This window comes from Streptomyces sp. NPDC005423 (assembly GCF_040606415.1).
Taxonomy (GTDB): Bacteria; Actinomycetota; Actinomycetes; order Streptomycetales; family Streptomycetaceae; genus Streptomyces.
In genome coordinates, this window is record NZ_JBEXET010000051.1 from 1 (window position 1) to 22,770 (window position 22,770).

The following is a 22,770-nucleotide window of genomic DNA, read 5'->3' on the forward strand; positions in this document are numbered from 1 at the left end:
CTCCTCCGGTTGAACTGGCCGTTCACCAGGGAGACTTGCGCGGTGGCCTGCCCTTGTTCAGGGGGCATGCGCAGTCAGCGGATGCACGCCCCGGGGCAGAGACCCGCGCATTCCGGACTGCAGCCCGGCTACACCACTTCAGGGGACGCGATCGACAAGTCGGCCGTACCGACGGAGTCTATGCCCCAGCCATGACCACCTTCGGGAACGCAAGCACGGTGACGGCGAGGTCAGCCGACCCCGCCCGCCGTGCGCGACCGCTGTCAGTCCCCGCCGTCACTGCCCGAACCAGCGTCTGGCACCAGCCCCTGCCGGGCCAGGCTGCCGTCCAGCCAGGCCGCGGCCAGCTCCACCCGGGAACGGCGTCCGGTCCGCTGGAACAATTGCGACAACCGCTGTTCCACGGTCTTCTCACTCCACGCCAGCCGAGCGGCGATCTGCCGATTGGTGGAGCCCTCGCTCACCATGCCGATGAGCCGAACTTCCTGCTCGCTCAGTCCTTGGGACGTCGTGCGACGCCTTGGGAGCGAAACGTTCCGCCGCACCGCTGCAGCACCGAGCGGACTGCGGACGGGCCGACCCATGCCCAGCGTGTGCACGCTCCGCGCCGCCTCGGCCAGCCACCGCGAGGGGTCGTCGCCGACATCCGTCAGGGACTGGCAGCAGTCCACGCTCAAGGGCAGATCGACGCGCTGTCGCACCAGGTGGTACGCGCTCAGCGCGCTTTCCGCGTCGCCGTGCACCATCCCGCGCCCGAGGAGCACCGCCTCGTGCGTCATCGGCGAGGCCGCCTCCTCGTGCAGCGCCTCCAGGTGCCGAAGCGTATCCCGCGCCGTCTCCGCGCTGTCGCCCGCTGTCAGCGACATGATCCGCAGCAGCACCCTCTCGACCCCCGCCAGCAGTCCGCTCTCTTGTGCCCGCCGCACGTCGCGCCATGCCCCTGCCAGGGCCTCGTCCGGCTGCCCCGACCAGTACCGCACGCCCAGCCGCACCCGGGCAACCAGTGGATGGACGAAGGATGGGGGGATCAGTTCCAGCCACTGTCGGGCCCTGCCGAACTGCCCGCGCATGAGCTGGATCTCGGCCGCCAGCGCTCGGGCTGGCTGTGCGACCCCGGCCACGCCGTCGGACTGTCCCCTCGCCTCGATCCGGCGTGCGCGAGACAGAGCGCTGTCCCACTCTCCTGTCAGATAGTCGCTCAACAGGGCTTGATACTGCGCTGCTGTGCTCTCATCCGCCCTGGTGTACCGCTCCCCAAGCGCGGCGTTGAGAGCGCCCGCCAGGTCGCCGTACGCGGCGGCGTTCCGCAGCCGGTGCAGGGCAGCCTCGTCGATGGTGTGATGCAGCAGCTCTTGTCTGGCGCGCTGGAACTCGGCGTCGCCGCCTGCGGCGGCGGCCAGGAGCCGGACCTCCGCGGGCGACGGGACAAGTCTGGAGCCAAGGCCGGCGTCCGGGACGCAGTAGCCCGCCGCTGCCGGCCCGAAGGTCATCGGCGTGACCGGACCGATCCCGTAGGCGCCACCCAGCGCCGCCAGTCCGGCGGCGGTGGGCATCCGCCCGAGCGCCGCACGGTAACGGGGATCGGCGTCCTCGCTGTGCGGAGACCTGTGTTCGTGCAGCGCCATCAAGGCCCAGGCCCGAGCGACGAACACCAGAGGGCCCTGGACCTCGCTGTGCGACTGGTGCGACCCAAACGATTCCTCGATGCAGGCGAGCATCGGCTCGCCGAGCGAGAGTACGCCGATGTGGTCGGAGCGCCGCAGGCCGATGACGGCGGACTCGCGCAGGGCGCCGGGCACGTCGGCGCCGTATGGTGCCGGGCCCTCGTGGCCGACCGCCCCGGACCTCTCAGACTGAACGCCGTGGGGCGCGGTCGGGCGCTTCGGGATTGTCTCGGCAGGTGTCGGGTCCCTCGCCAGTACGTCCCCGAACGGCCATGGCCGCCCAGGGTCCGGTACGACGGCGCCCAGTTGGTCGGCCAGCGCTCTGGTGACCATGGCGTACGGCGGCTGCGCACCACCACGATCGGGCAGCGCACGCAGTGCCGCCGCGAGCGCCGGAACGGCGAACCCCGCCCTGCCGTCCGCATCGACGGTCACCACCCGATCCCTGATCAACCCCTCCACCCTGCGCCCGAGGGCCTCGAGCAGCCCGTCCGGCGACTTCGTCCGATACAGGGATTCGAGTTGCGGTGCCCCGAGCCGGGCCAGCGCCACCGCTGTCGCGACCGTGGAGGCGTCCGGCGACGTGTCCGGCCAGCCGTATCGGCGCAGCTCCGCGATGTCCGCCGAGAGCGGCAGCCCGCCCTCCGGGACGGTCAGACATACCTGCCCGTCGAGTTCGAGCAGAGCGCCGCACTCCTCCAGCGAGGCGAGGACCGAGAGCACCGCCCCCGCACTCCCAGCCAGCGGACCCAAAGCATGGGATATCTGCGTCACCAGGTCGGGTTCGACAGGTCGGCCCAGCCACCGCACGATGAGCGCGCCAACCGCGTCGGAAGACAGTGACTGCAGTTCGAGTACCAGGTCCGCTGTCGCGAGCAACTGCGCTCCGGCGACCTGTCCCGGGTCCATCGGCCGTCCGGCCAGTACCATCGGCACGCCGGTGGGGCGGAACGCGCGCAGCAGCAGACCCAGCGCGCAGGCCGTCCGCATCGGCATCGACCGAACATTGTCGAGGGTGATCGCAAAGTGAACATATTGGACGGCGTCTGTCATGACATCCGCCAAGGCCGACAGCAGGGCGATCTCACCGCCGGGGTCAGTGGTCAGCGCTCGCATCCGACGCACTTCGGCGATGCGTGCCGGAAGTCGGCCGTCCGAAAAAATTTTGGCAAGTGCGGCACATACAACGTCCACGAGGGCAGCCGCGCCGTCCGGGCCTTCGGCGACTTCCCAGCGGAGCCGCAAAACCCTGCCGCCCTCCTGGACCACCGCCCACCGTGCCTGCTCCAGGACAGCGGTCTTGCCGGTACCGACCGGACCGGTGACCAGGACCGTCCGCGCCGCGGAACCGGTGGCGCGCAACGCGGCGGCCACTTCCTCGACTTCGCCAGGCCTGACGGCAAGTGTCGAACGATGTTCCTGCATCACTACTCCTTGCCTCCCCCGTCCACCTACGTCGAACTGCTCTACGGAAAAACGGAGTTCGGTCGCATTAAGAGCGGGCCGCCCGTCACCTGCCTGGTTCGTCATGATTACAGGTGAAGAAAGTGGGCCGCTCGCGGGGGCGGTCCAGGACGGGCACCCGCCCGGTACATGTATGTCGTCGAAAGTCGTGGTGGAGACAGTGGCTGCTCGTTCGGACACCGACTGGGTTCTCGGTGGAACGCCTGTTCGTCTCGACCAGGCGGATGGACAGCTGATCGGCCGGGAGCGGGAGTCGGCCGAGCTCGACGGCGGCCTTCGCGATCCGGCTGGCCCGCGCCTGGTGTTCATCCGAGGAGAACGGGGCATCGGGCGCAGCGCGTTCGTGCACGCCGCTGCCGGTCGGCTTACCGCAGCGGGGATCGCGGTCCTGCCCGTGAACTGCGTTCCCGGTGACGACGAGCAGCCACTGATGCTGGCTTTTCGACTGGTTAAGGCCCTGGAGGAGCACCGGTCCGCGGCGGCGCAACGGCACCACCCACGTAAGCCGGATGCGAAAGCGCTGTCCGCAGCGCAACGGGGCGACCGAGCGGCGATGGCCGAGGCGCTCGCCGCAGCGCTGGCGCAGCCGACACCCGTGACGGTCGTCGTCGACGACGCCCAACATGCCGACGCGGATTCCCTCGCGCTGCTCGACCAGGCCGACCTCAGCCGCGTCCCGCCCGGCACCCGGCTGCTAGTCACGGCAGTACAGCACACGGGGACGGACACGGCGGATCCTTCCCGTAAGCCCGGCGACACCTCGAACCTGCGGAGTTCAGTGCCCCTCCCAGTGCCAGGGTGCGCCCCTGAGCAGCCGGTTCCCGATCCGGCAGTGCGCACGATCATTTTGTCGCGTCTGAGTTCCGAGAGCGTCACGGCCTGGCTCGAGCAGCGCTTGCGGGCCACACCCGACGCCGATCTCGTACAGCAGGCCCGGGTGCTGACCCGCAGCCTTCCCGGGGCACTCGACGCGCTGCTCGTCGCGTGGGTGGCTCAGGGTGCCATCGGTGTGGTCGACCGGCATGCCTTCCTGATCACCGGGGCGCCGGTGCCCACACTGCCGGACGGTGATCGCCATGTCGCGGCGCTGCGGGCGCTGGGCGAGCCCTGTGGGACAGTGGCCGAGGCGCTGAGCGTCCTGTGGCCGCTCGGCCGAGTGGCCGCGGCGCTGGTGGTGGCGTCGACAGGCCTCACCGCCGAGGTCGTCGACCACGGCATCGGTGCACTGGTCGACGAGGGCATCGTGGACGACCTGCACGCACCGGACGGCGCCACATCTCGCGGGTGGACATTTCGCGTGCCGCTTCTGGCACACAGCGTCCGGGAGCGGTTGAGCCCGTTCAAACGCGCCCGACTGTCCGCCGCCGCGGTCGACGCGCTGTGGTCGGCCGGGGCCCCGGGCGACGACACGGCCCCGCCGTCGGTCCTCGCCGAGGCGGACGCGGTGGCCTACCTTCCCAACCGGATCGCCGACGCCGGCCTTCTGGTCGACCGCGAACGCGCTGTGGCGGAACTGACAGCCGCCGCGGGAGCGGTGTACCCCGATCACGGGCGGCGCGGGATGGTGCGCTGGCTCCTCGGAGCGGTCCGCCTCATCGATGAGCCGTCGGCCCGCCAACGGGCGATACTACGCTGCGGCCAGGCGGCCTTTGGTTGCGATGACTTCCGTATGGCCCGAACAGCGGCCGAGCGGATCCTGAACGGTCCGGCCGAGGGTCTCGACGCGCTGACGCTCCACGAAGCCGCCACCCTGCTGGTGGCGTCGGCGGCTGTCGAGCAGGACTGGCAGGCATTGTCCCGGATGGGTACCGCAGAGTGGTGGGAGGGACGGCGGCTACCCGCTCTGGCCACCGTGTCCGGCCGTGTCCAGGCACTGTTGCAGCTAGAGAGGTGGCAGGAGTCGCTGACCCTGCTTGCACAGTCCGAGGCGGTGTGGAAAAGCACCCCGGGCACCCGCTCGTTGCTGGAGTTGTTCAGCCGGGTCGGGGAGTTTGTGCTGGGCCGGCCCGGTCGGTTCAGAAAGGATCTAGTCCTGGCGGAGGTGCCGGGCGTGCCACCCAACAAGGCCTTCGCGCAGAACATCGCCCAGTTCAACGTGCTGCTCGGCATCGGCGACCTACGAGAGGGAAAAGCCTTGTTGACTGTCCGGGCAATGAAACCCGAATCGCTGCCTGAGCCCAGCCGGTTCCTGTGGCATCACCTTGAGGGTCGGTGGGACGAGGCACTCACGCTGGCGCGCCGGAACCTGGTCAACGGGACGATGCTGACGGTCGCTCCCGGACACCTTCTGCTCCCTGCCCGAACGGCGGCCATACTTCTCGCACGAGGACGCGTCACCGGCGCGGCCCGACTGATCGACACCGTCCGCAGTCAGCTGAAGGGTCCGCTTGAACACGTCCTAGACCAAGCAGACGCAGAGGTACTGCGCACCCTGGGCGAACTCGAGGCGGCCGAGCAGGTACTGCGGCGTGGGCTGCGCGCCGCGGACGAGCGCGGATCCGTCTACGGCACGGACGAACTGTGGGCCTCCCTCGCCGCGGTGCACGCACAGGCGGGCGCCACCGAACGAGCGGCCGGCTGCGTGGCCCACCTGGAACAGCTGGCCGAACAGACAGACAGCAGCCGGACACGGCTGTTGTACCTGCTGACGTCCGGCACCGCGGTAGGGCCGGGTTCCGCGGAGGCCGGCCGGCATCTGTGCCAGGCGGTCGGTCTGGCCCGTTCACGCAGTCAGCCGTTCGAGACGGCCGTCACGCTCCTGACCGCGGCGCCCGCAACCGAGGGTCCGGCGAAGCTGCTACACGAGGCGTACGAGTTGTTCGGCGAGACGGGCGCCGCACTGTGGCGTTTCCACACCAGGACCGCAATGCGCGAAGCGAGGTTGGTCATACCGGGCCGCGAGATAGCCACGGAGGAAAACCAGCAGTTGCTGGCCACGCTGCTTGCCGAAGGTCTCACCAACCGACAGATCGCCCAGGTGCTGCGACTGAGCCAGGACGCCGTCGCGAACCGCCTGTCCAGGCTGTTCGCACGTACCGGTATGCGATCCCGCACCGAAGTCGTAACAGCCGTCCTCACTGGCAGCCCGCTCACTGGAGACAACCGTTGACCGCTCATGCCAGCTTTCCCTGTCGCCACCGCACGGAGGGTCTTCACAAGCGAAACGAAGTAACCCGGCAAGCCACGTCGGCCTCCTGAACCGCGTCAAACGCCGTCGATACCACTCTCCTCCGTCATGCCCTTCGCTCCCGTACTCGCGCTCTCCCCGGCCTCACCTGCGGCATCAGCGTGCCGGCATACCACGTTACGAAGAGACTGCCCAACGGGCGCTCGTGCGCCACCTGAGGTTCCCGACTTGTATTGGCCGTAGCGGAGCGCGGTCGGGTTGGCCGCTCGTAGCGTTCCGTTAGGACGCTGGGTTGGATGGCTCGTGAGGTTCCTGCCGCCCCTCTGGGGCTGGCCCGCTCGGGGTGTGCCGCTGGCCCGGTGTCCGGCCACGGCCTGACTCAACAGAGGCGTGTCCCGGCAGCGGTTCCCGAAGTCGGCGTGTCGGCCGTGGACGTCCTGTCGTCCGGCCGTGAGGAACGAACTCCCGTGATGTTGCTCGGTGTTGACCCGCACAAGTCCACTCACACCGCCACCGCGGTCGACCCTGTCTCGAATCAGCAGGCGGGCTCACTGAGGATCGACGCGAACCTGGCGGACTACCGGCGGCTCTTGACCTGGGGCCGCCGCTGGCCGCAGCGCAAGTGGGTGGTGGAGAACGCCAACGGGCTCGGCCGCCACCTGGCCCAGTGGCTCGTCGCCCGCGGCGAGACTGTCGTCGATGTACCCGCCTCGGCGACCAGCCGCGTCCGTCAACTCACCCGTGGCGGCGGCCGCAAGACCGACCGGATCGACGCTGCCGCCGCGGCCACGGCTCACATCCACGGAGACGGGCGTGAGGTGAACGCGGACGACCACACCACGGCCCTGGCCCTGCTCGACGAACGACGCGTCAACCTCGCCCAGGCCCGGGTCCGCACCGTCAACCAGCTGCACGCCGTGCTGCGTGACCTGCTGCCCGGCGGGGCTCCGCCTCAGCTGTCGGCGGACCAGGCCGCCACGCTGTTGCGCACGGTCCGCCCCGCCGGCGACGTCGAAAAGATTCGCCGGGACCTTGCCCGTGACCTGGTCACGGAGATCCGGGCGCTGGACAAGCGGCTGGCGGAGAACGCCGTACGCATGGAGGAACTGGTCGAGTCCTCGGGCAGCACGCTGATGAACACGCCCGGCGTCGGGCCGGTGCTGGCGGCACGGCTCGTCGGCCGCGTCGGGCGCGCCAGCCGGTTCGCCACTGCGGCAGCGTTCGCGAACTACACCGGCGTCGCCCCGGTCGAGATCGCCAGCGCGGACAAGGCCCGCCACCGGCTCTCACGTTCCGGCGACCGTCAGCTCAACTCCGTTCTCCACACCATCGCCGTCACTCAGATCAGGATGCCGAAGTCCCCAGGGCGTGCCTACTACCAGCGGAAACTCTCCGAAGGGAAGACACCAAGGGAAGCCAAACGCTGCCTGAAACGCCGCCTTGCCGACCATGTGTGGCGCGTCATGATCGCCGATGAGCGAATGTCCAAGCACCGCCTGCCTCAAGCTACTTGACAGGACACAGAGGCACCCCGAGATGCCAGACGGCCCCACGGCCTCGGGAATTCCCTTGAGCCCGTCACAGACCAGCATGAGCACGTCGTCCAGGCCGCGGTCCTTGAGCTCGGTGAAGACGTGCAGCCAGAGCGCCACGGGCGATGGCCGCTCTGCGGAACCTGGCCATCGGCAGACTGCAGCTCCTGGGAGCGGACAAAATCGCGAAACCCACCCGAACAATCTGGCACGCACCCAAACACGCCATTTGGATCTGAGGCATCATAAACAGCCCACTCCTACCGTGTACTGGGTACTTGTAGCCGCTCTGCCCTTGGGTGAAGCTACCTTCGGGACCAGACGCCCGGGCCAGGTGAGAGCTCTTATACCACTTCCCAGGACGCAACCAACAACCAATGCGCTGTCAGGCAATTCCTGCTGTGTCTTCGGGCAGTTCCGCCTTCTTGTGCTGGTCGACAACCGCGCTGCTGGAAGAGGATCAGGCAAGATTCCGAGCGGTGGTCGTATCACTCACGCCGTCTGCGGTTCTGCCCACTGCATTCACGTACTCATTGACCGGCTGCTGACCAACCTGATCAACAATGGCGCCGATCCACCCTCCCGGCTGATGCAGCCGCATCACGAACGCTGGGAGATCGAGTCCGCGTATTTCGCTTTGCGTCACACTCTGCTCAAGGGACATATGCTGCGTTCGAAGGATCTTGAGGGTGCCACCCAAGAGATGTGGGACCTCCTCGTGCTCTACCAGCCCTGCGATCGGTGACGGTCGCGGTGGTGGAGACCTACCCGGCCGAGTCTCCGCCCGGGGCCTGGTAGACGATCGCCCTCCAAGCAGCACGCGACACCGTCGTCCGTGCAATAAAAATGACCCGCAGGTGGTCCGATGCGGCAAACCGACCTGGTGAGGCATATCGGCACCGCTGCGCCGCGAAGGCAGTTGACCGCACGGCGGCCACGCGTCTCCACCCGCGTCACGAAGCACGGGATCTCTCCCGCTACGCCTGGAATGGCTACGACCGCCCGCTGGCCGGCACGGTCCGAAGCCCTTTAGCAGCATCAGCCTTGCACCTGCACCTGCACCTGCACCTGCACCTGCACCTGCAGACTCGTGCCACCAAAAACCCACATCGCGCCCCTCCGCGGGGTGGCACAGCCCGTGGCCGCCTCCAAGTGCGGCACAGATTTGCTCGCACCTTCAGCGGCGGAATTGAAGCTAACAGTGTTAGCTTTTGGATAACGAGATTAGCCAACAAGGCTGACAAACCATATGGAGGTAGCCGTGACCGAGTTCCTGAAGGTTGATGGTGGGACCATCGCGTACGAGGTGAGTGGCGCCTCCGGGCCGCTGGTCGTGCTCGCCCACGGCATGGGCGACAGCCGCGAGGCCTACCGGTTTTTCACCCCCGCCCTGGTGGAAGCCGGATACCGAGTCGTCGCGGTGGACCTGCGCGGCCACGGTGAGTCCAGCGTCGGGTGGGCGTCCTACACCCGCACCGACCTCGCGGATGACCTGATCGCCCTGGTGAAGCACCTCGGCGGGCCGGCGGTACTCGTCGGCCACTCCATCGCCGGCGGTGCGGTCACGATCGCCGCGGCCAAGGCCCCGGAGCTCATCACCGCGCTGGTCGAACTCGCGCCCTTCACCCGAAAGCAGGAAGTCCGTCTCGGCGACCTACGGGTGGCCGCCTACCGCCACGGCGCGACCCACCTCATGGGCACCACCATTCTCGGCAGCACCAGGCAGTGGGCCAAGTACCTGGACGCCGCATACCCCGGCCCTAAGCCCGGGGACTGGGACACACGCATAGGGCAGATCACCGCGATGCTTCAAGAGCCCGGCCGAATGAAGGTCCTGCAGGCGATGGGCAAGATCTCCCCCGCCGACGCCGGTGAGCAGCTCGCCAACGTCACCTGCCCGGTACTCATCGTGCAGGGCAGCCTCGACCCCGACTGGGCCTCGCCGCAGGCCGAGGGTGACGCGATCGTCGCCGACCTGCCGACCGGACTGGGCCGGCTACAGATGATCGAGGGAGCCGGTCACTACCCACACGTCCAGTTCCCCCAGCAGACCCTTACCGCCGTCCTGGCCTTCCTGGCCAGCGTCGGTGTCTAGGGCAGGCCTGGACGCGGCCACGATCACCGTCGCCGCCGCCGACCTCGCCGACGAGATCGGCTTCAGCGGGCTGACCATGAGACGGCTCGCCGAACGGGTCGGGGTGCGTGCCGCCTCTCTACAAGCACATCGCCAGCCAGGATGACCTCCACCGGCGCATCGCGGCACTCGCCTTCGACGAAGCCGCCGACGCGATCGGCACCGCTATCCAGGGCCGCGCCGGCCGCGACGCCCTGGCCGCCGCTGCCAGAGCCCTGCGGGACTTCGTGCTCACCCACCCCGGCCGCTACGCGGCCACCCTCGGCCTCACACCGACCGGTCCCGACGACCCGATCATGCTCGCCTCCAGACGAGGAATCGGACCCTTCGAAGCGGTACTGCGGGGATACGGCATTCCCTCACAGGACATGACCCACGCGCTGCGGGCGGTGCGCAGCGTCTTCCACGGGTTCGCCAACCTGCAGGCATCCGGCGGACTCCAGCGGTCCACCGACGTCGCCGAAAGCTTCGAGTGACTCATCGACCTCGTCGATCGCGGCCTTCGCGCCACCGCGGACACAGACTCCGCCGATCATCACGGGCAGACCACACGCTCGCCGGACCGCCACCCCCCTTTTCTCCCCGCCCCTGCCAGAAGTGGAAACCGTCATGGACGCAGTGCTCACGGCCGTCATAGACATCGACGCCACCCCGGAAGAGGTGTGGAACGTCCTCACTGATTTCGCCGCCTACGGCGAGTGGAGTACCTTCTCCGCAGCCGAGGGAACCGCTCAAGTCGGAAACCGACTGACCATGCGCATGCCAGGCATGACCTTCAGACCCACGGTCACCGTCGCAACACCCGGCCAGGAGCTGCGGTGGGCCGGCACGCTCGGCACGAAGCGGCTCTTCCATGGCCAGCACTCCTTCGTCCTCTCCTCCAACCACGACGGCACCACCCGCCTGACCAACCGCGAAGAGTTCTCCGGCATCCTGGTCACCCTGACCCGGCGGCTCTTCAAGACACCCAAGCGCGACGGGTACGCCGCGTTCAACAAGTGCCTCAAACAGCAAGTGGAAGTCTTCACCGAGCGCAGCACCTGGTGACGACGCCCTTCACCTGCCGGCACGACACGATCCCGCGCCTGCCGATGCCGCTGAGCGACCCGCTACAACTTCACCGACGGCACTCCCGCCCGAGCAAATCAGCCCATTTGGCTACGAATGGCGATCAACTATGCCGGCCTCCGGGGCACGACAACCGGTGTCCGCAACGGTGCGGAAGCGAGCGAGGTGGCGCCGCGGGCGCGAGCGCCGCCCGCGCGGCCTCGTAGTCGGCAGGACTGCGCGGCGAAGCTGGTCGGGCATGGTGGTTATCGTGGTGACCAAGGCCTCCTTCATGGCCGCGGCCCTTGGTCGACAGCTTCGCCGGGGGCGCCTTCGCGGTAAAGGCCGTCGGGGAGGCTGTCGCGGTCGTGCGGGAGGAGGAAGAAGACACGGAGCCGAAAACCGATACACCGCCACGCGGGGGAGCTGAGGTCCCAGCCCGGGCGCTTGTACAGGCCGCTGTCGGGGTCGGGTTCGGCCTGGTCGTCGAGGAGGGCGTAGCCGACCATGCGGCCATCACGTGCGTATAGGCTGTCCGACACGCCGATGCGCACCGTAGTCGCCGATCTCACGACCGCGGACCCGGCAGTCCTGCGCTCGGCAGTCACCGGAGCCGGCGCGGTCCTCTCAGGACTCGGCGCTCGATCGGGCGCCGAAGTCGGCGTCGCCTCGCAAGGAACCCAAGCGATCGTCCAGGCCATGCAGGAGACCGCCGTACGACGCATCATCGCCGTCAGCGCGGCATCGGTCGGCACCAGCCGGTCGCAGTGGTGAGCCGATCGGGGATGCACGTTTATTCCGGGCAGCGCAGCAGCCGCTCGAAGGCGAGTCGGCCGTCATGCCAGATCACGGAGCCCTTTCCCACCTCAGGTTGAGGCGTGGTGAAGGACGACGACGGCCTTCACGATGTTGGTGATCCGGTTGGTGCTGCAGCGGAGCTTGCGTAGCAGGCGCCAGCTCTTCAGGACGGCCATGGCCTGCTCGCCGAGGCACCGGATTTTGGCGTGGGTGCTGTTGTGCCGTCGCTTCCAGCGCTTGAGCCGGCGGCCCCGGAAAGGTACGCGGACATGACGGCCGGCCCCTTGGTACGCCTTGTCCGCCCAGCACTTCAGCCCTGCCGTTGCGAGCGCGTCGATGATGCCGTGTTCACGCGCGGCGGTCAGGTCGTGGGTGGAGCCGGGCAGGGCCGCGGAGGCCCACAGCGGTCGGCGGGAAGGGATCCGTGATGACCGGGACGTTCATGCCGTGACGCTTGTGTTTTCCGGAGTAGTACGGGGTGTCGGCGGCGATCCGGTCGATGGGCAGGAGGGTGCCGTCCAGGATCACGTACGCCTTCGTCCGGACGGTCGTCATTGCCTCGGCCAGGGTCTGCGCCTGGGCGGCCAGCACTTCGACGGCCTCGCGTATGTAGCGGTAGACGGTCGCGATGCCGATCTCGAACCCTGCGGCGAGTTGGGCGTACGTGTCGCCGCATCGCAGGTGGGCCAGGGCGAGCAGAGCCTGACGGCCGACGGGCGGACGCCGCCATCGCGTACCTGTCTCCCGCCGGTGAGCGGCCAGTTGCCTCGTCAGGTGCCGCAGCGTGCGGCTGGACAGATCGATCGACGACGGGACAAGCACGCGAAGCTCCTGGCGGACACGGGTGATCTTGGTCGAGAACCCGTCTACCAGGAGCTTCGTCGTTCCGTACAACCCATGCCCACCAACACCCCGACGCCACAGCCAGGTTGGAAAGGGCTCACTGATCACGCCCACTCGGGCCTGCCACCACGGCAGCACACGGAAGGAATCCGATGACCCCCAACGGCGATGCAGGGCCTTCCGGCTGCACACCCTTCGAAGAGGAACTGATGAACTCCATGAACCGATTCGCGAACTCCACCGAGACTCCCGCCTTCGACGCGATCGTGCCCCACAGACGGCTCAACGACCGCAGTCGCACCAGGAAACGGCAGATCTCAAACGCGGTCTCAGAGAACGCCGCAGGAATGCGTCTTCTCGACTAAGACGGTGTCCTACATGGTCAGTTTGCGGAGCCGTTTGTAGCAGCAGAGGGCTGCGGCTAGTCCGAGAAAGGCCAGGTAGTTGCCTGGTTGTCGCTCGTAGCGGTGGTTGAGTCGGTGGTAGCCGGTCAGCCAGGACATGGTGCGTTCGATGACCCACCTGCGCCGGCCGAGTCGCTCGCTGGACTCGATGCCCTTGCGGGCGATGCGGACGCCGATGTGCTTGCCCCATAGCCATCGCCGCAGGTGAGGCACGTCGTACGCCTTGTCAGCATGAAGGCGTTGAGGCTTGGAATCGGTCGCGTGGGATTCGTGTCCCATGTGGAAATGGGACAGCATCGGCTTCAGGGCCTGGCTGTCGTGGGTGTTGGCGGCGGAGACTCCGACGCGTAGCGGCAGTCCGTTCGCGTCGGACAGGACATGCATCTTGGAACCGGGCTCACCCCGGTCCACGGGGCTCGGACCTGCAAGTTCGCCCCCTTTTTAGCCCTCACATGGGCAGAGTCAAGGACCGCGCGGGAGAGGTCGACCAAGTCCCGCTCGTCCAGAAGCTGGAGAATCCTCTGATGCAGCCGCCCCCACACCCCGGCTCGCGACCAGATGACGAACCGGCGATGGACCGTCGACTTCGACGCCCCGAAGCACCGCGGCAACGCCCGCCCAGCGCAACCGCTGACCAGCACATAGACGATCGCGGCGAAGACCGCCTCATCATCGATGTTGGCGACCCCGCCCCCTTGCGGACGCACACGGGCCGGCGGCAACAACGGCCTCGCCAACTCCCACAGTCCGTCCGGAACGATCCATCCCCACCGTCCACTCCCCATGACCAGGACAACTGCCAACTGACCATGTAGGACACGGTCTTAGCCAAAAGGACGTCTCCAACCATCACCAAGAGCTGGTTCGACACCATCTTCAAGAACTGCTGCCATCGAGCACGGCGCACGTCGCGGAACTGACGTCGAAACCCCGAAGGTCGTGGCTTTCACGTTGTCAAAAGGCAGTCGGGCGAAGCCTGTGTTGGCTTATGTTGCGCCGGCGCCTTTCTCGCGATTACGAGGCCCTTCCCGCCAGCTCCGGGCCATGATCCACGTCGCCTCGATCGACAACCTTGCCAAGAACATAACGGACGAGACGACACCAACCCGGTGAGGGTGACCGGCTTACTCATCGGCGATCCAATGACCACGGACAGTGACTGACCAGCTGCTCCCGGACTCCTGGCGGCGTTCGGACCGCTTGCGCCAGTTTTCCCTGCCCTTAGCGAGCGAAGGGCCGATGGCGGCAAATGAGCCTGATCACCATGGCAGCATCAGCCTCTTGAATCTCGCGACTTCTTGTTCCTGACCGGGGGAGGGCGAATGCCTCAGCAACTACTCACAGCCACCGCGCGCGTGGCGATTCACGCACCCGACGGCATCACCCGCGCAGGGCTGGGCAGCTACCTTCAGCATGACCGTCGTGTCAGCGAACTCCCATCTGACAAGATGCAGGAAGCCGATGTCATCGTGGTGGCTGTGGACGTCACTGACGCCTCCGCCCTGGATTTGTTGCGCAGTCTGAACGACTCTCCCGATGCGCGCTTTGTGATGGTGACAGGCCAGCAGTGGCAGGCCGACATCACGGCGGCGGTCGACTGTGGAGTCCGCGCCGTACTGTGGCGCGACGCCTTCACTCCGGCCGTCTTCATCCGTACCCTGCTCACCATCGCAGGCGGCGGCGGAAACTTTCCGCACACCCTCCAAGGCGCCTTGATGGAACAGGTCCGCTGGACCCAACGGGAAGTTCTCGCCCCGCGAGGCCTGACCGCGTCCGGAGTGAGCCCTCGCGAAGTGGACGTACTGCGCCTGATCGCCGAAGGCAAGGAATACTCCGAGATCGCATCAAAACTCGCCTATTCCGAACGTACCGTCAAGTACACGATTTACGGCCTGATGAAGCGCCTACAGCTGAACAACCGAGCCCACGCCGTCTCATACGCCATACGTGCCGGCATAATCTGAGCGGAAAAAAATCAAAGATCAGAGTCGCCCTTCGGTGGCAAGTTGGATTTCGGTGTGGAGCCTCCGCAGGAGCGTCCCAGCCTTCGCCGACCTGACCACATCCTCTAGAACCTGTTCTATCTGAGTATCTGAGTATCCTGGAAGGTGGGCGGGAAGCGTAGGGGTTGCAAAGCAGTTGCAATGACGCTTGGGCGTATGCCGCGAGATCGGCTTCCTCGAAGTACGCGGGGTTGTCCAGGTCGATCACGCGTGCGGCGTCGCCGAAGGCGGCAATCAGGTCTCCTTCATCGTCTCGGCGCCTGCTGCCGATCATGACGCGTACATGCAGGTCCGCGCACGTTTCGGCGAGCGGAATGGCGATCTGGCGGGCGATGAGCCGGGCCTGCTTGGCGCTGGTCGCCTCGTCTAGCGCGTCGATGACGACAGTGAAGGGTGCCCCTGAGGCCTCGGCGAGCGCCGCACGCAGGGCGGGAGCGAGATCGCCCACAGCTTGCGGAATCGCCGCAGAAGCGGCGCGGGCAATCTCACGGGCGACTTCGAGTGCGATCTTGCCCTTGGTGTGGACGGCGCAGGACACAGAGCCGAGAGGGGCACGTACGGCGTCGTCCGCCTGGGGCAGAGTCGCCGCGATGGCGGTGTCGGCAGACGTCACGACCCGCCCGAGTACGGCCGATTTTCCCACCCCAGGTGATCCGGTGATCACCAGTACATGCCTGGGAGCCTCATCGGCGGTTATCCAGTCGACGATCTCGGTCAGGGCCGCGGTGCGACCGCGAAACCGGAAACCTCTCTCAGCGTCCGTGCTGACGCCACGCGCCCGCGGCTTCCAGTGCCGCCCTGCCTCGGGGTCGTCCTCCAGGGTCCAGCCCCAGGCGGCGAGTGCGCTTTCGCCTGCGTCTTGAGCCGACCACTCCGTCAAGGCAGACAACTTCTCGTCAGGAAGGCACTTGTCTGCCTGGAACAGTGTCAGGGCGAGGGCGTCGCCGCGGCTGTTCGCCTGGCCCACCATGCCGACCACCGCCTGGTAGGTGGGCGACCACAGGGCGGCGCCGCTGTAGCCGGGGCGCACCAGGTACCGCGAGGCGGTGTCCAGTCGGATCCAGCCATGACCCAGCCTCTCTCCCACCTCCCCGTCGGAAGAACTGCCGAAGACGTCGTCGGGGAAACCGAAGGACCACCAGGGCTCGCCCACGAGGTCTCCGGCGGTGGGACGGCGCAAGGGTGCCGCCGACTCGCCGGGAAGGCAGTCTGCGAGCACCAGGATCGCGACGTCCTGTGTGTGCCGACTGCTTTCCGGTCGCGGCGCGATCACCTCGCGCTCCTGAGATCGCGTCGCTTGTCGAGAAGCACGTGGCCACCGTGCGCAAGGCACTGCACCGGTTCATCGACGGCGGGTTCGAGGCCCTGGCGGAAGCGCCTCGTCCGGGCCGGCCGCCGCGCTGGATGCGCGAGGACCTGGACGCGTTGGAGGAGATGCTGGACGAGGCCGTGGCCCGAGGCGTGATCTGGACGTTGCCGGCGCTCGCCGAGTGGCTGCGCCGCGAGCGCGGGGTCGACGTGGATTCCTCGTGGCTGTCGGCAGTGGTGATACGCAGGCGGCCGAACCTCGAGACGGACTCCTCGATCCGGTAGGCGGAGGCGGGCGGAGCGCCAGGCGTTGCCTGACGCCTCCTGCTTGCGCTTGAGCACGCCGCTGCGCTCGGCCGACGGCTTGGTCATCCCCCAGCACCACGCCAACCTTGGCCCACGGGCTGAGTCGGTCACCTGCGGCTTCACTGAATCCAGAGCCACGCGCAGCTGCGGCAGGAGCGAGAGGGCGGCCAGCGCGGTGTCCTGGTCGACGCGGTGTCGTCCAGCGCCGCGGCGAGCGCGCCGGCAGGCGGCATCGGGGCGGCGGAGCGCCGCCAGGCGGCCAGGTGCTCACCGCCTGCGAAGCAGAGAGTGGGCCTCTTCAGGGGGTGAGAGCGGACGGGCTGGGGCGGGGGGTGAGACGGAAGATCCGGATCTCACGTTCGGTTCGCTCCTGGTAGGCCCCGTAGGGCGGCCAGAAGGCGACGATGTCGGCCCAGGCCTGGTCGCGCTGCTGGCCGACGAGCTGAGCTGCCGTCACCCTGATGTCCCGGCCTGCCCAGCTGATGCTCGCGTCTGGGTGCTTGCGGAGGTTCGCGGTCCAGGCGGGATGGCCGGGCTTGCCGAAGTTGCTTCCCACCAGCAGCCAGGTGCCTTCGTGCTCTTCGGGTACGCAGACCAGGGGGGTGGTGCGGAGCTGCCCGCTCTTGGCGCCGGTCGTGGTCAGGATGAGCCCGACTTTCGGGCGGGGCAGGGTGAGGAGCATCTTCCGGCCGCCGGTGAGGCGGTGAAGCGCGCGGTCGAGGTGGGGGATGACGTGCGGGGCGAGGGTGGCAAAGGCGCGGGTGGCCATCACTCGCTGGGCGAGCCTGATGGCCAGGTTGTCGGTCATGTCGAGGTGTGCCTTTCAGCGTGCTCGTGCGGTGGCAGAACGGGAGGGGGCTGGTGAGAGGACGGTGTCGTCGGTGGTCCGGATCTCCTCGGTGCGGAACCAGTTGCTGTGGCTGCCGAGCGGCACCCGGGTCGGGAGGTGGACAACGGCGGTGGGCGGACCGGTGAAGTCCTGCGCGTCGATGAGGACGAGAGCGCTGGTTCCGTCGGTCCGGTCGTGCTGCAGGTGGGCGATCCAGCCGTCGTCCTCGGTGTCGCCGCCGTGGCGTGGGATGAAGACCGGTTCGGTGGTGGCGTGCCCGGGGCACCAGGCGGACGGAGAAGTACGTCTTGCGAAGCCGCTCCAGCAGTGGGATGGCGGCGTCGCGGTCCTGCACGCTCGCCGCCGTCACCGCGACGGCCAGGCCGAGGCCGAGGCAGTCCACCACCAGGTGCCGCTTGCGGCCGCCCACCTTCTTCCCGCCGTCCCAGCCGGAGGTGGAGCGCGGGATGTCCGCCACTGCCCGCACTGACTGTGAGTCTACGATGGCAGACGTCGGATCCGAGGAACGGCCTTCCCTCTGGCGGATCTTGTCGCGCAGCCGGTCGTGGAGCTCGGCGAGCAGACCCGTGACCTGCCAGCGGCGGGCGAAAGCATCCACGCGCCGATATGGCGGGAAGTCCGCGGGGAGGTTGGCCCACTTGACGCCGTTGTCGACCACGTAGCGCACTGCGTCGAGTATCACGCGGTGGCAGTAGCCCTCCGGCCGCCCGCCCCGGCCCTCCAGCCAGGCCGGAACCGGCAGCACCGCCCGGATGGCCTGCCACTCGGCCTCCGTCATGTCGGAGACGTAGCACGCAGTGCGCTCCGGCCGGTCCGCCGCGTTGCCGAACCTGTGCGCGAGGCAGTCACACGATGGGGACGACAGGTTGGACTCCACGCGCGCGAGCGCGAAAGACTGTGGCAACAGGGCCTCCTGGCGCTTGGTTTGGTTCGAACCCCCGAGATACCAAGAGGCCCTGCTGTCATGCGCAGACCAACACCGTTACGTTTACTTCCGTGAGCGGTTTGCAAGTCCGTACTCGAAGAACGTGATGACGGTGTGGATGGTGTAGTTCTGGCTGGTCGTGGGGTGTTGTCCGGTGTTCGGTCCGTACTTGCTGGTGGGGTTCTTGCGGGTGCGGGCCTTGACGCGGTGCCGGTGGCGGGCGGGGTGCAGGGACTCGAGGGCGGCCCTGCCGATGGTGCCGACGAGGTCGGCGGGTCCGGCCGGGGGCAGGATCCCGGTCGCGGTGGTGACAGTGTCGGCGGCGGTGGTCTGCAGGACGGTGAAGCTGATGCGGTCCATGTCCAGTCCGGGCCGCGTGCAGGCGGTGTCGGCGGCTGCGCGGATCAGCGTCTGGTAGATGGTGAGCAGGGCGTAGACCTCCTGGTCGAGGCCGGTCAGGCTGCGCGAGCGCAGGACACGGCCGTCCAGCATGGTCGCCTTGATCGAGAAATAGGCCGTCTCCGTCTGGCACCGCTCGTGATAGAGAGCCACGAGCCCGGCGGCTGGGTGGGCGGCCGGGTCGAGGAGGCTGGTGAGCAGGCGCCACTGCTCGGTGCGGACAGTGCCGTCGGCCAGGGTGACGGTGACGGACGCCTCAATGACGCGGACGGTCAGCAGGACGGGCAGGACGGGCAGGACGCCGTAGCCGATCCGGGCGAGGTAGGAGCCGTCGCCCAGGTGCCGGAAGGGGGTAGGGATACGGCGGGCGGAGGAGCGCACCAGGAACTGTGCGCCGGTGGCCTGGATGTCCCGGGTGAACTCGTTCGCATCGAAGCCGGCATCGGCCAGCAGGAGCATTGTGCGGTCCAGAACGCTCAACAGGCGGCCTGCCCAAGTGAGTTCGCCGTCACGCTCCGGGCCGAACGCGGCGCGAGGATCTCGAACAGCCGCCGCAGCGGTGCCGCTCCTATTCGCCGTCGGGCCCTGGACAGCGAGGAGACGGCAGGACGCACCAACGGCAGTCCCTCCAGCCCCGCCGTCAACTTGCCCCACACGCCCCGATAGGAGCAGTCCTCGAACAGGGCCAGCGCGAGGACGAAATAGACCACGACCCGGGACGGCAGCAGCCGAAGCCGCTTCTCACGCGACCCGGTCTCCTGGATCACCGCGTCCACCAGCGCGAAGTCCACGATCTGGGTCAACTCGCCCAGGTGACCGGGCGCGTATATGCCCCCGGCCGCCTCGACCGTGCGGGTGATGACAGACTTCTCCTGCAACGGGACTCCCGATGATCTGCTTGCTCGACACAAGTTGATCTATCAGGACGTCCCGTTGCGTCATTCACCAGGGCTTGACCTGCGACTCAAGACCAAACGCAACGGTGTTGCTCCTGGCGGACACGGGTGATCTTGGTCGAGAACCCGTCTACCAGGAGCTTCGTCGTTCCGTACAACCCATGCCCACCAACACCCCGACGCCACAGCCAGGTTGGAAAGGGCTCACTGTGCAGAACGCCCGGGAGAAGGCTCCCTGCCTGCGCTTCTACGCGAATCGAGCTGTCGAGGCGGGCGTCGAAAACCGCCTCAAGCGCCCCACCTGTACGACCTTCTTCCTCGCGGGAGGCGCCGTGACGTGAATGACTGGGCGGAAGACGGAGTTGGCGAACCCGCACCACGCATGTGTCAGCCGTGCGGCACGCCTGCTACCGGTTCGCCACCGAGGAAGTCCTCCAGGACTTCGGTGAACCGCGCCGGCTGTTCCTCGGCTGCGTAGTGGCCGCAGTCGTCGAGGACCACCTCGGTGACGTCGTCGGCCGCCAGTCGCATCGTCTCGGCGACCATCGCGCCGCTGTACCGCGCGCCGCCGATGGCGAGCACCGGCAGGGTCAGCCGGGTCTTCTTGCGCCGCTCGTTCTGCGCGATCGTCTCGTCCAGCGCCCGGTAGTACGCGAAGCTCGCCCGCAGCCCGCGAGGATCCGCGACGATCGCATCGACGTAGACGTCGACGGCGTAGGCGGGGATCGCGGCCGGGGTGGCGGCCTTCTTGGCGAAGTGGTAGCCGAAGAAGAGCCGCTCCCGCCCCCGGACCAGCTCCTCGTTGAGGTCGGGGAGCCGGTTGAAGCCGAAGTGCCAGAGCCGCTGGTTGACCGCGTCCGGGCTGAAGACCGACGGGGCCGGCGTGAGGCCGGGAATGATGGCGTCGACGACGGCGAGCCGGCCCACCCGTTCGGGGTGATCGGCAGCGAGGGCGTAGGCCGTCCACATGCCGATGTCGTGGCCGACCAGGTCGAACCGGTCGTGCCCGAGCGCGGCCATCAGCGCGACCATGTCGGTGGCGAGCGTGCCGGCGTCGTAACCGTCGTCGGGCTTGTCGGAGAGCCCGGCCCCGCGCGAGTCGACGGCGACGACGGTGTGCTGGCGGGCGAGCGCCGGCATCACCTTGCGCCAGGCGTACCAGGTCTGCGGCCACCCGCCGACCAGCAGCAGCGGCGGGCCGTCCCCGCCGGTGACGGCGTGCAGCCGCAGCCCGTCCAGCTCCACGAGCCGGCTGGTGAAGACGTCGGTGAACCCGTCGGGCAGGGGCAGCGAACTCAAGGTTGTCATGCCGGTGACCCTATCCATCTTGGAACGATCGGCACAAGATGTGTAGGCTTACGAACCATGGCAGGCCGCAAGCAATTCGACGTGGACGAGGCACTACGACGCGCGATGCACGTCTTCTGGCGCTGGGGCTATTCGGAGGCCTCGATCGACCGCCTGACCGAGGGCACGGGCCTGGGCCGGGGCTCGCTCTACAACACCTTCGGCGACAAGAGCGCCCTCTTCCGGAAAAGCCTCCAACGGTACACGCAGACCTACCACCCACTGTTCGACCAGGCACTGTCCGGCCCCCACCCGAGCCCGAGCGCCGTCGTGGCCGCCTTCCTCCAGGTCACCCTGAACCGCATCGCCGACCCGACGGTCCCGGACGGCTGCCTGGTCACGGTGTCGGCAACGCAGTTCCCGGCCCTCGACGCGGAGGGCCAGGCGATGGTCCGCGCCGTGATGGATGGCTTGCGGGCGATGCTGGAGCAGGCGTTGCTGGCGGCGGGGGCCAGTGAACAGGAGGCGGCGGAGCTGGCGTTGTGCACGCTGGCGACGAACAAATCCCTGGCGGTGCTGAGCCGCGCCGGTTTCTCGGGCGAAGACCTGGCAACCGTTGCCGCAGCCGCCGCCCGTATCCCCGGGACCCCACACCCACTGCCTTGACCGTGCGATGGACACCCCGCGCCCCGTCAAGGCCGTCAGGTGAAGCCGGGGCCTGGACGCGCTGGGCCGCGCCCCGTCCACACCGTCCTGCCGCTCGGCGAATGCGGTCCGCAGCCGCGGGCGTCGTCGCGCACCCGCCCGTTGAGCCTGCTCCGCGTGAGAGCCGTTGAGCACGATCAGTGGCCGTCGGCGGCGCCACCGTCGATGCTCTGGAGGAGACACTGGCCACCGCGGCGGACCCCTGGACCTCCCTTCGGCCAGCCCGTCGCGCACTACTCGGAAGGAGTCAGGCATGCACGGCTGGAGCCATTCGGCCCCGACGTCCCCAGGCGTGCCCGGCGGCGTTCCCGTTTCCGGGATGGGGACGAGTCCCGCGCGGGGCCAGGCCCGGGCAGCGGTCCGAGTGGGGGCCGGGGGGTGAACCGGATGTTCGGCGGAACCACGCGACGGCCGCGGTTGTGCTTCGACGGATGGATCGCGGGCATGGGCACGTCCTCGGGTACGCGGATCGTGCTGGGGCACTGGCAGCGTTCACCGTTCGGAGCGTTCAGCGACGTGATGCTGGAACGCGCCGACGGGGAGAGACTGCTGCTGGCCCCCACGCGGGAGGTGGCCGACTTCATCAGCGGCACGTACGTCTTCGACACCGTGCGGGTCGTCCCGGTCGCCGTGAGCGTCACCGACAACACCTGGACAATCACCGCGGGACCGCTCGACCTGTGTTTCACCACCGGTCGGCGACGGCTGCTGGGCCTGGTCCTGCGGGCCGTTCCCGGCGCGCTCGCCCGTCGTCCGGCGTGGAGCACGGTGACCGACCCGCTCGCCCGCCTGCTCCTGTCGGGCGTACGGACCCGCGGCAGCGCCGCCGGGGGCCGCCGGGAGTGGTACGGCGCCCAGGACCTGCTGCCGGTCCGTTCGATGTCGGGCGCCTTCGCCAGCACCGACCTCGGAGTGCTGGCCCCGGTCGAACCGCCCGTGCGTTTCGGGTTCGGTTCGACGCCGCCGAAACCCGGCGTCACCCGGGTCACGACGACGGTGGCCCTCGCCACGGGGCAACGGCACTTCGACGCCCGAGAGGGGGGCGGGACTCCCCCGGCCCGGGACCTGGGCGATTAGC

At 68.2% G+C, this 22,770-nt stretch carries 18 protein-coding genes and 7 pseudogenes; 13 read left to right on the forward strand and 12 right to left on the reverse strand.

The window, feature by feature from the left end; translation table 11 throughout:
* Positions 1–263: 263 nt before the first annotated feature.
* Positions 264–3,089, reverse strand: coding sequence for a LuxR C-terminal-related transcriptional regulator (locus ABZT12_RS33995; protein WP_356391914.1), 2,826 nt, complete (start codon positions 3,087–3,089; stop codon positions 264–266).
* Between the two features lie 172 nt (positions 3,090–3,261).
* Here ABZT12_RS33995 and ABZT12_RS34000 point away from each other — a divergent pair, with 172 nt between their 5' ends.
* Both ABZT12_RS34000 and ABZT12_RS34005 read left to right on the forward strand, forming a co-directional pair.
* Positions 3,262–6,237, forward strand: coding sequence for an AAA family ATPase (locus ABZT12_RS34000; protein ID WP_356391917.1), 2,976 nt, complete (start codon positions 3,262–3,264; stop codon positions 6,235–6,237).
* A gap of 488 nt (positions 6,238–6,725) precedes the next feature.
* Positions 6,726–7,769, forward strand: a complete 1,044-nt coding sequence (locus tag ABZT12_RS34005) for an IS110 family transposase (RefSeq protein ID WP_356391920.1) — start codon at positions 6,726–6,728, stop codon at positions 7,767–7,769.
* A gap of 33 nt (positions 7,770–7,802) precedes the next feature.
* On the opposite strand, the pseudogene ABZT12_RS34010 reads toward ABZT12_RS34005, so the two are convergent.
* Positions 7,803–7,898, reverse strand: a pseudogene (locus ABZT12_RS34010) (transposase); the annotation flags it as partial.
* Between the two features lie 316 nt (positions 7,899–8,214).
* Here ABZT12_RS34010 and ABZT12_RS34015 point away from each other — a divergent pair.
* From ABZT12_RS34015 to ABZT12_RS34030, 4 genes and pseudogenes are all read left to right on the forward strand, one after another.
* Positions 8,215–8,532 carry a hypothetical protein gene (locus ABZT12_RS34015; protein WP_356391923.1) on the forward strand — a complete coding sequence of 106 codons (318 nt, stop codon included), beginning with the start codon at positions 8,215–8,217 and terminating at the stop codon, positions 8,530–8,532.
* 516 nt (positions 8,533–9,048) lie between these two features.
* Positions 9,049–9,882, forward strand: a complete 834-nt coding sequence (locus ABZT12_RS34020) for an alpha/beta hydrolase (protein ID WP_356391926.1) — start codon at positions 9,049–9,051, stop codon at positions 9,880–9,882.
* A 22-nt stretch (positions 9,883–9,904) separates the two neighbouring features.
* A pseudogene (locus ABZT12_RS34025) lies at positions 9,905–10,397 on the forward strand (WHG domain-containing protein).
* A gap of 133 nt (positions 10,398–10,530) precedes the next feature.
* Positions 10,531–10,968: an SRPBCC domain-containing protein gene (locus ABZT12_RS34030; protein ID WP_356391929.1), complete on the forward strand. Its 438-nt coding sequence runs from the start codon at positions 10,531–10,533 to the stop codon at positions 10,966–10,968.
* 308 nt (positions 10,969–11,276) lie between these two features.
* On the opposite strand, the pseudogene ABZT12_RS34035 reads toward ABZT12_RS34030, so the two are convergent.
* Positions 11,277–11,495, reverse strand: a pseudogene (locus tag ABZT12_RS34035) (DUF6009 family protein); the annotation flags it as partial.
* Positions 11,496–11,514: 19 nt separating this feature from the next.
* Between ABZT12_RS34035 and ABZT12_RS34040 the strand changes: the two are divergent.
* On the forward strand, positions 11,515–11,742 hold the full coding sequence (locus ABZT12_RS34040) for an NAD(P)H-binding protein (protein WP_356391932.1): 228 nt from the start codon (positions 11,515–11,517) through the stop codon (positions 11,740–11,742).
* A gap of 92 nt (positions 11,743–11,834) precedes the next feature.
* On the opposite strand, the pseudogene ABZT12_RS34045 reads toward ABZT12_RS34040, so the two are convergent.
* Positions 11,835–12,588 (reverse strand): annotated as a pseudogene (locus ABZT12_RS34045) (transposase family protein).
* 395 nt (positions 12,589–12,983) lie between these two features.
* A protein-coding gene (locus tag ABZT12_RS34050) for an IS5 family transposase (protein ID WP_356392022.1) occupies positions 12,984–13,798 on the reverse strand; the annotation gives its coding sequence in 2 pieces (ribosomal slippage) (positions 12,984–13,456 and positions 13,456–13,798; 816 coding nt in all).
* A 42-nt stretch (positions 13,799–13,840) separates the two neighbouring features.
* Between ABZT12_RS34050 and ABZT12_RS34055 the strand changes: the two are divergent.
* A pseudogene (locus tag ABZT12_RS34055) lies at positions 13,841–14,126 on the forward strand (IS5/IS1182 family transposase); the annotation flags it as partial.
* Positions 14,127–14,335: 209 nt separating this feature from the next.
* Positions 14,336–14,977, forward strand: coding sequence for a response regulator transcription factor (locus ABZT12_RS34060; protein WP_356391935.1), 642 nt, complete (start codon positions 14,336–14,338; stop codon positions 14,975–14,977).
* Here ABZT12_RS34060 and ABZT12_RS34065 read toward each other — a convergent pair.
* The gene (locus ABZT12_RS34065; RefSeq protein WP_356391938.1) at positions 14,886–16,289 is read right to left on the reverse strand and encodes an ATP-binding protein; all 1,404 of its coding nucleotides are present in this window, start codon (positions 16,287–16,289) and stop codon (positions 14,886–14,888) included. The genes ABZT12_RS34060 and ABZT12_RS34065 overlap by 92 nt on opposite strands.
* A 47-nt stretch (positions 16,290–16,336) precedes the next feature.
* Here ABZT12_RS34065 and ABZT12_RS34070 point away from each other — a divergent pair, with 47 nt between their 5' ends.
* Positions 16,337–16,609: a helix-turn-helix domain-containing protein gene (locus tag ABZT12_RS34070; RefSeq protein ID WP_356391941.1), complete on the forward strand. Its 273-nt coding sequence runs from the start codon at positions 16,337–16,339 to the stop codon at positions 16,607–16,609.
* Positions 16,610–16,928: 319 nt separating this feature from the next.
* Here ABZT12_RS34070 and ABZT12_RS34075 read toward each other — a convergent pair whose 3' ends face one another.
* From ABZT12_RS34075 to ABZT12_RS34095, 5 genes and pseudogenes are all read right to left on the reverse strand, one after another.
* Positions 16,929–17,438, reverse strand: coding sequence for a nitroreductase family deazaflavin-dependent oxidoreductase (locus tag ABZT12_RS34075; RefSeq protein ID WP_356391944.1), 510 nt, complete (start codon positions 17,436–17,438; stop codon positions 16,929–16,931).
* Positions 17,439–17,453: 15 nt separating this feature from the next.
* Positions 17,454–17,729 (reverse strand): annotated as a pseudogene (locus ABZT12_RS34080) (carotenoid oxygenase family protein); the annotation flags it as partial.
* A 94-nt stretch (positions 17,730–17,823) separates the two neighbouring features.
* Positions 17,824–18,258, reverse strand: a pseudogene (locus ABZT12_RS34085) (transposase); the annotation flags it as partial.
* 210 nt (positions 18,259–18,468) lie between these two features.
* Positions 18,469–19,284 (reverse strand): hypothetical protein, encoded by an 816-nt coding sequence (locus ABZT12_RS34090; RefSeq protein ID WP_356391946.1) that lies wholly within the window; start codon positions 19,282–19,284, stop codon positions 18,469–18,471.
* A complete protein-coding gene (locus ABZT12_RS34095; RefSeq protein ID WP_356391948.1) occupies positions 19,281–19,682 on the reverse strand; it encodes a transposase domain-containing protein in 402 nt (133 codons plus the stop codon). Before ABZT12_RS34095 ends, ABZT12_RS34090 begins: the two co-directional genes overlap by 4 nt.
* 179 nt (positions 19,683–19,861) lie before the next feature.
* Between ABZT12_RS34095 and ABZT12_RS34100 the strand changes: the two genes are divergently transcribed.
* Positions 19,862–20,041: a hypothetical protein gene (locus tag ABZT12_RS34100; protein ID WP_356391951.1), complete on the forward strand. Its 180-nt coding sequence runs from the start codon at positions 19,862–19,864 to the stop codon at positions 20,039–20,041.
* 46 nt (positions 20,042–20,087) lie between these two features.
* Here ABZT12_RS34100 and ABZT12_RS34105 read toward each other — a convergent pair whose 3' ends face one another.
* A complete protein-coding gene (locus tag ABZT12_RS34105) occupies positions 20,088–21,008 on the reverse strand; it encodes an alpha/beta hydrolase (RefSeq protein ID WP_356391954.1) in 921 nt (306 codons plus the stop codon).
* A 57-nt stretch (positions 21,009–21,065) separates the two neighbouring features.
* Between ABZT12_RS34105 and ABZT12_RS34110 the strand changes: the two genes are divergently transcribed.
* Together ABZT12_RS34110 and ABZT12_RS34115 are read left to right on the forward strand one after the other, a co-directional pair.
* Positions 21,066–21,653: a TetR/AcrR family transcriptional regulator gene (locus ABZT12_RS34110; RefSeq protein WP_356391957.1), complete on the forward strand. Its 588-nt coding sequence runs from the start codon at positions 21,066–21,068 to the stop codon at positions 21,651–21,653.
* A 426-nt stretch (positions 21,654–22,079) separates the two neighbouring features.
* Entirely contained in the window at positions 22,080–22,769 is a 690-nt protein-coding gene (locus ABZT12_RS34115) for a hypothetical protein (RefSeq protein ID WP_356391960.1), read from the forward strand.
* Position 22,770 lies beyond the last annotated feature (1 nt).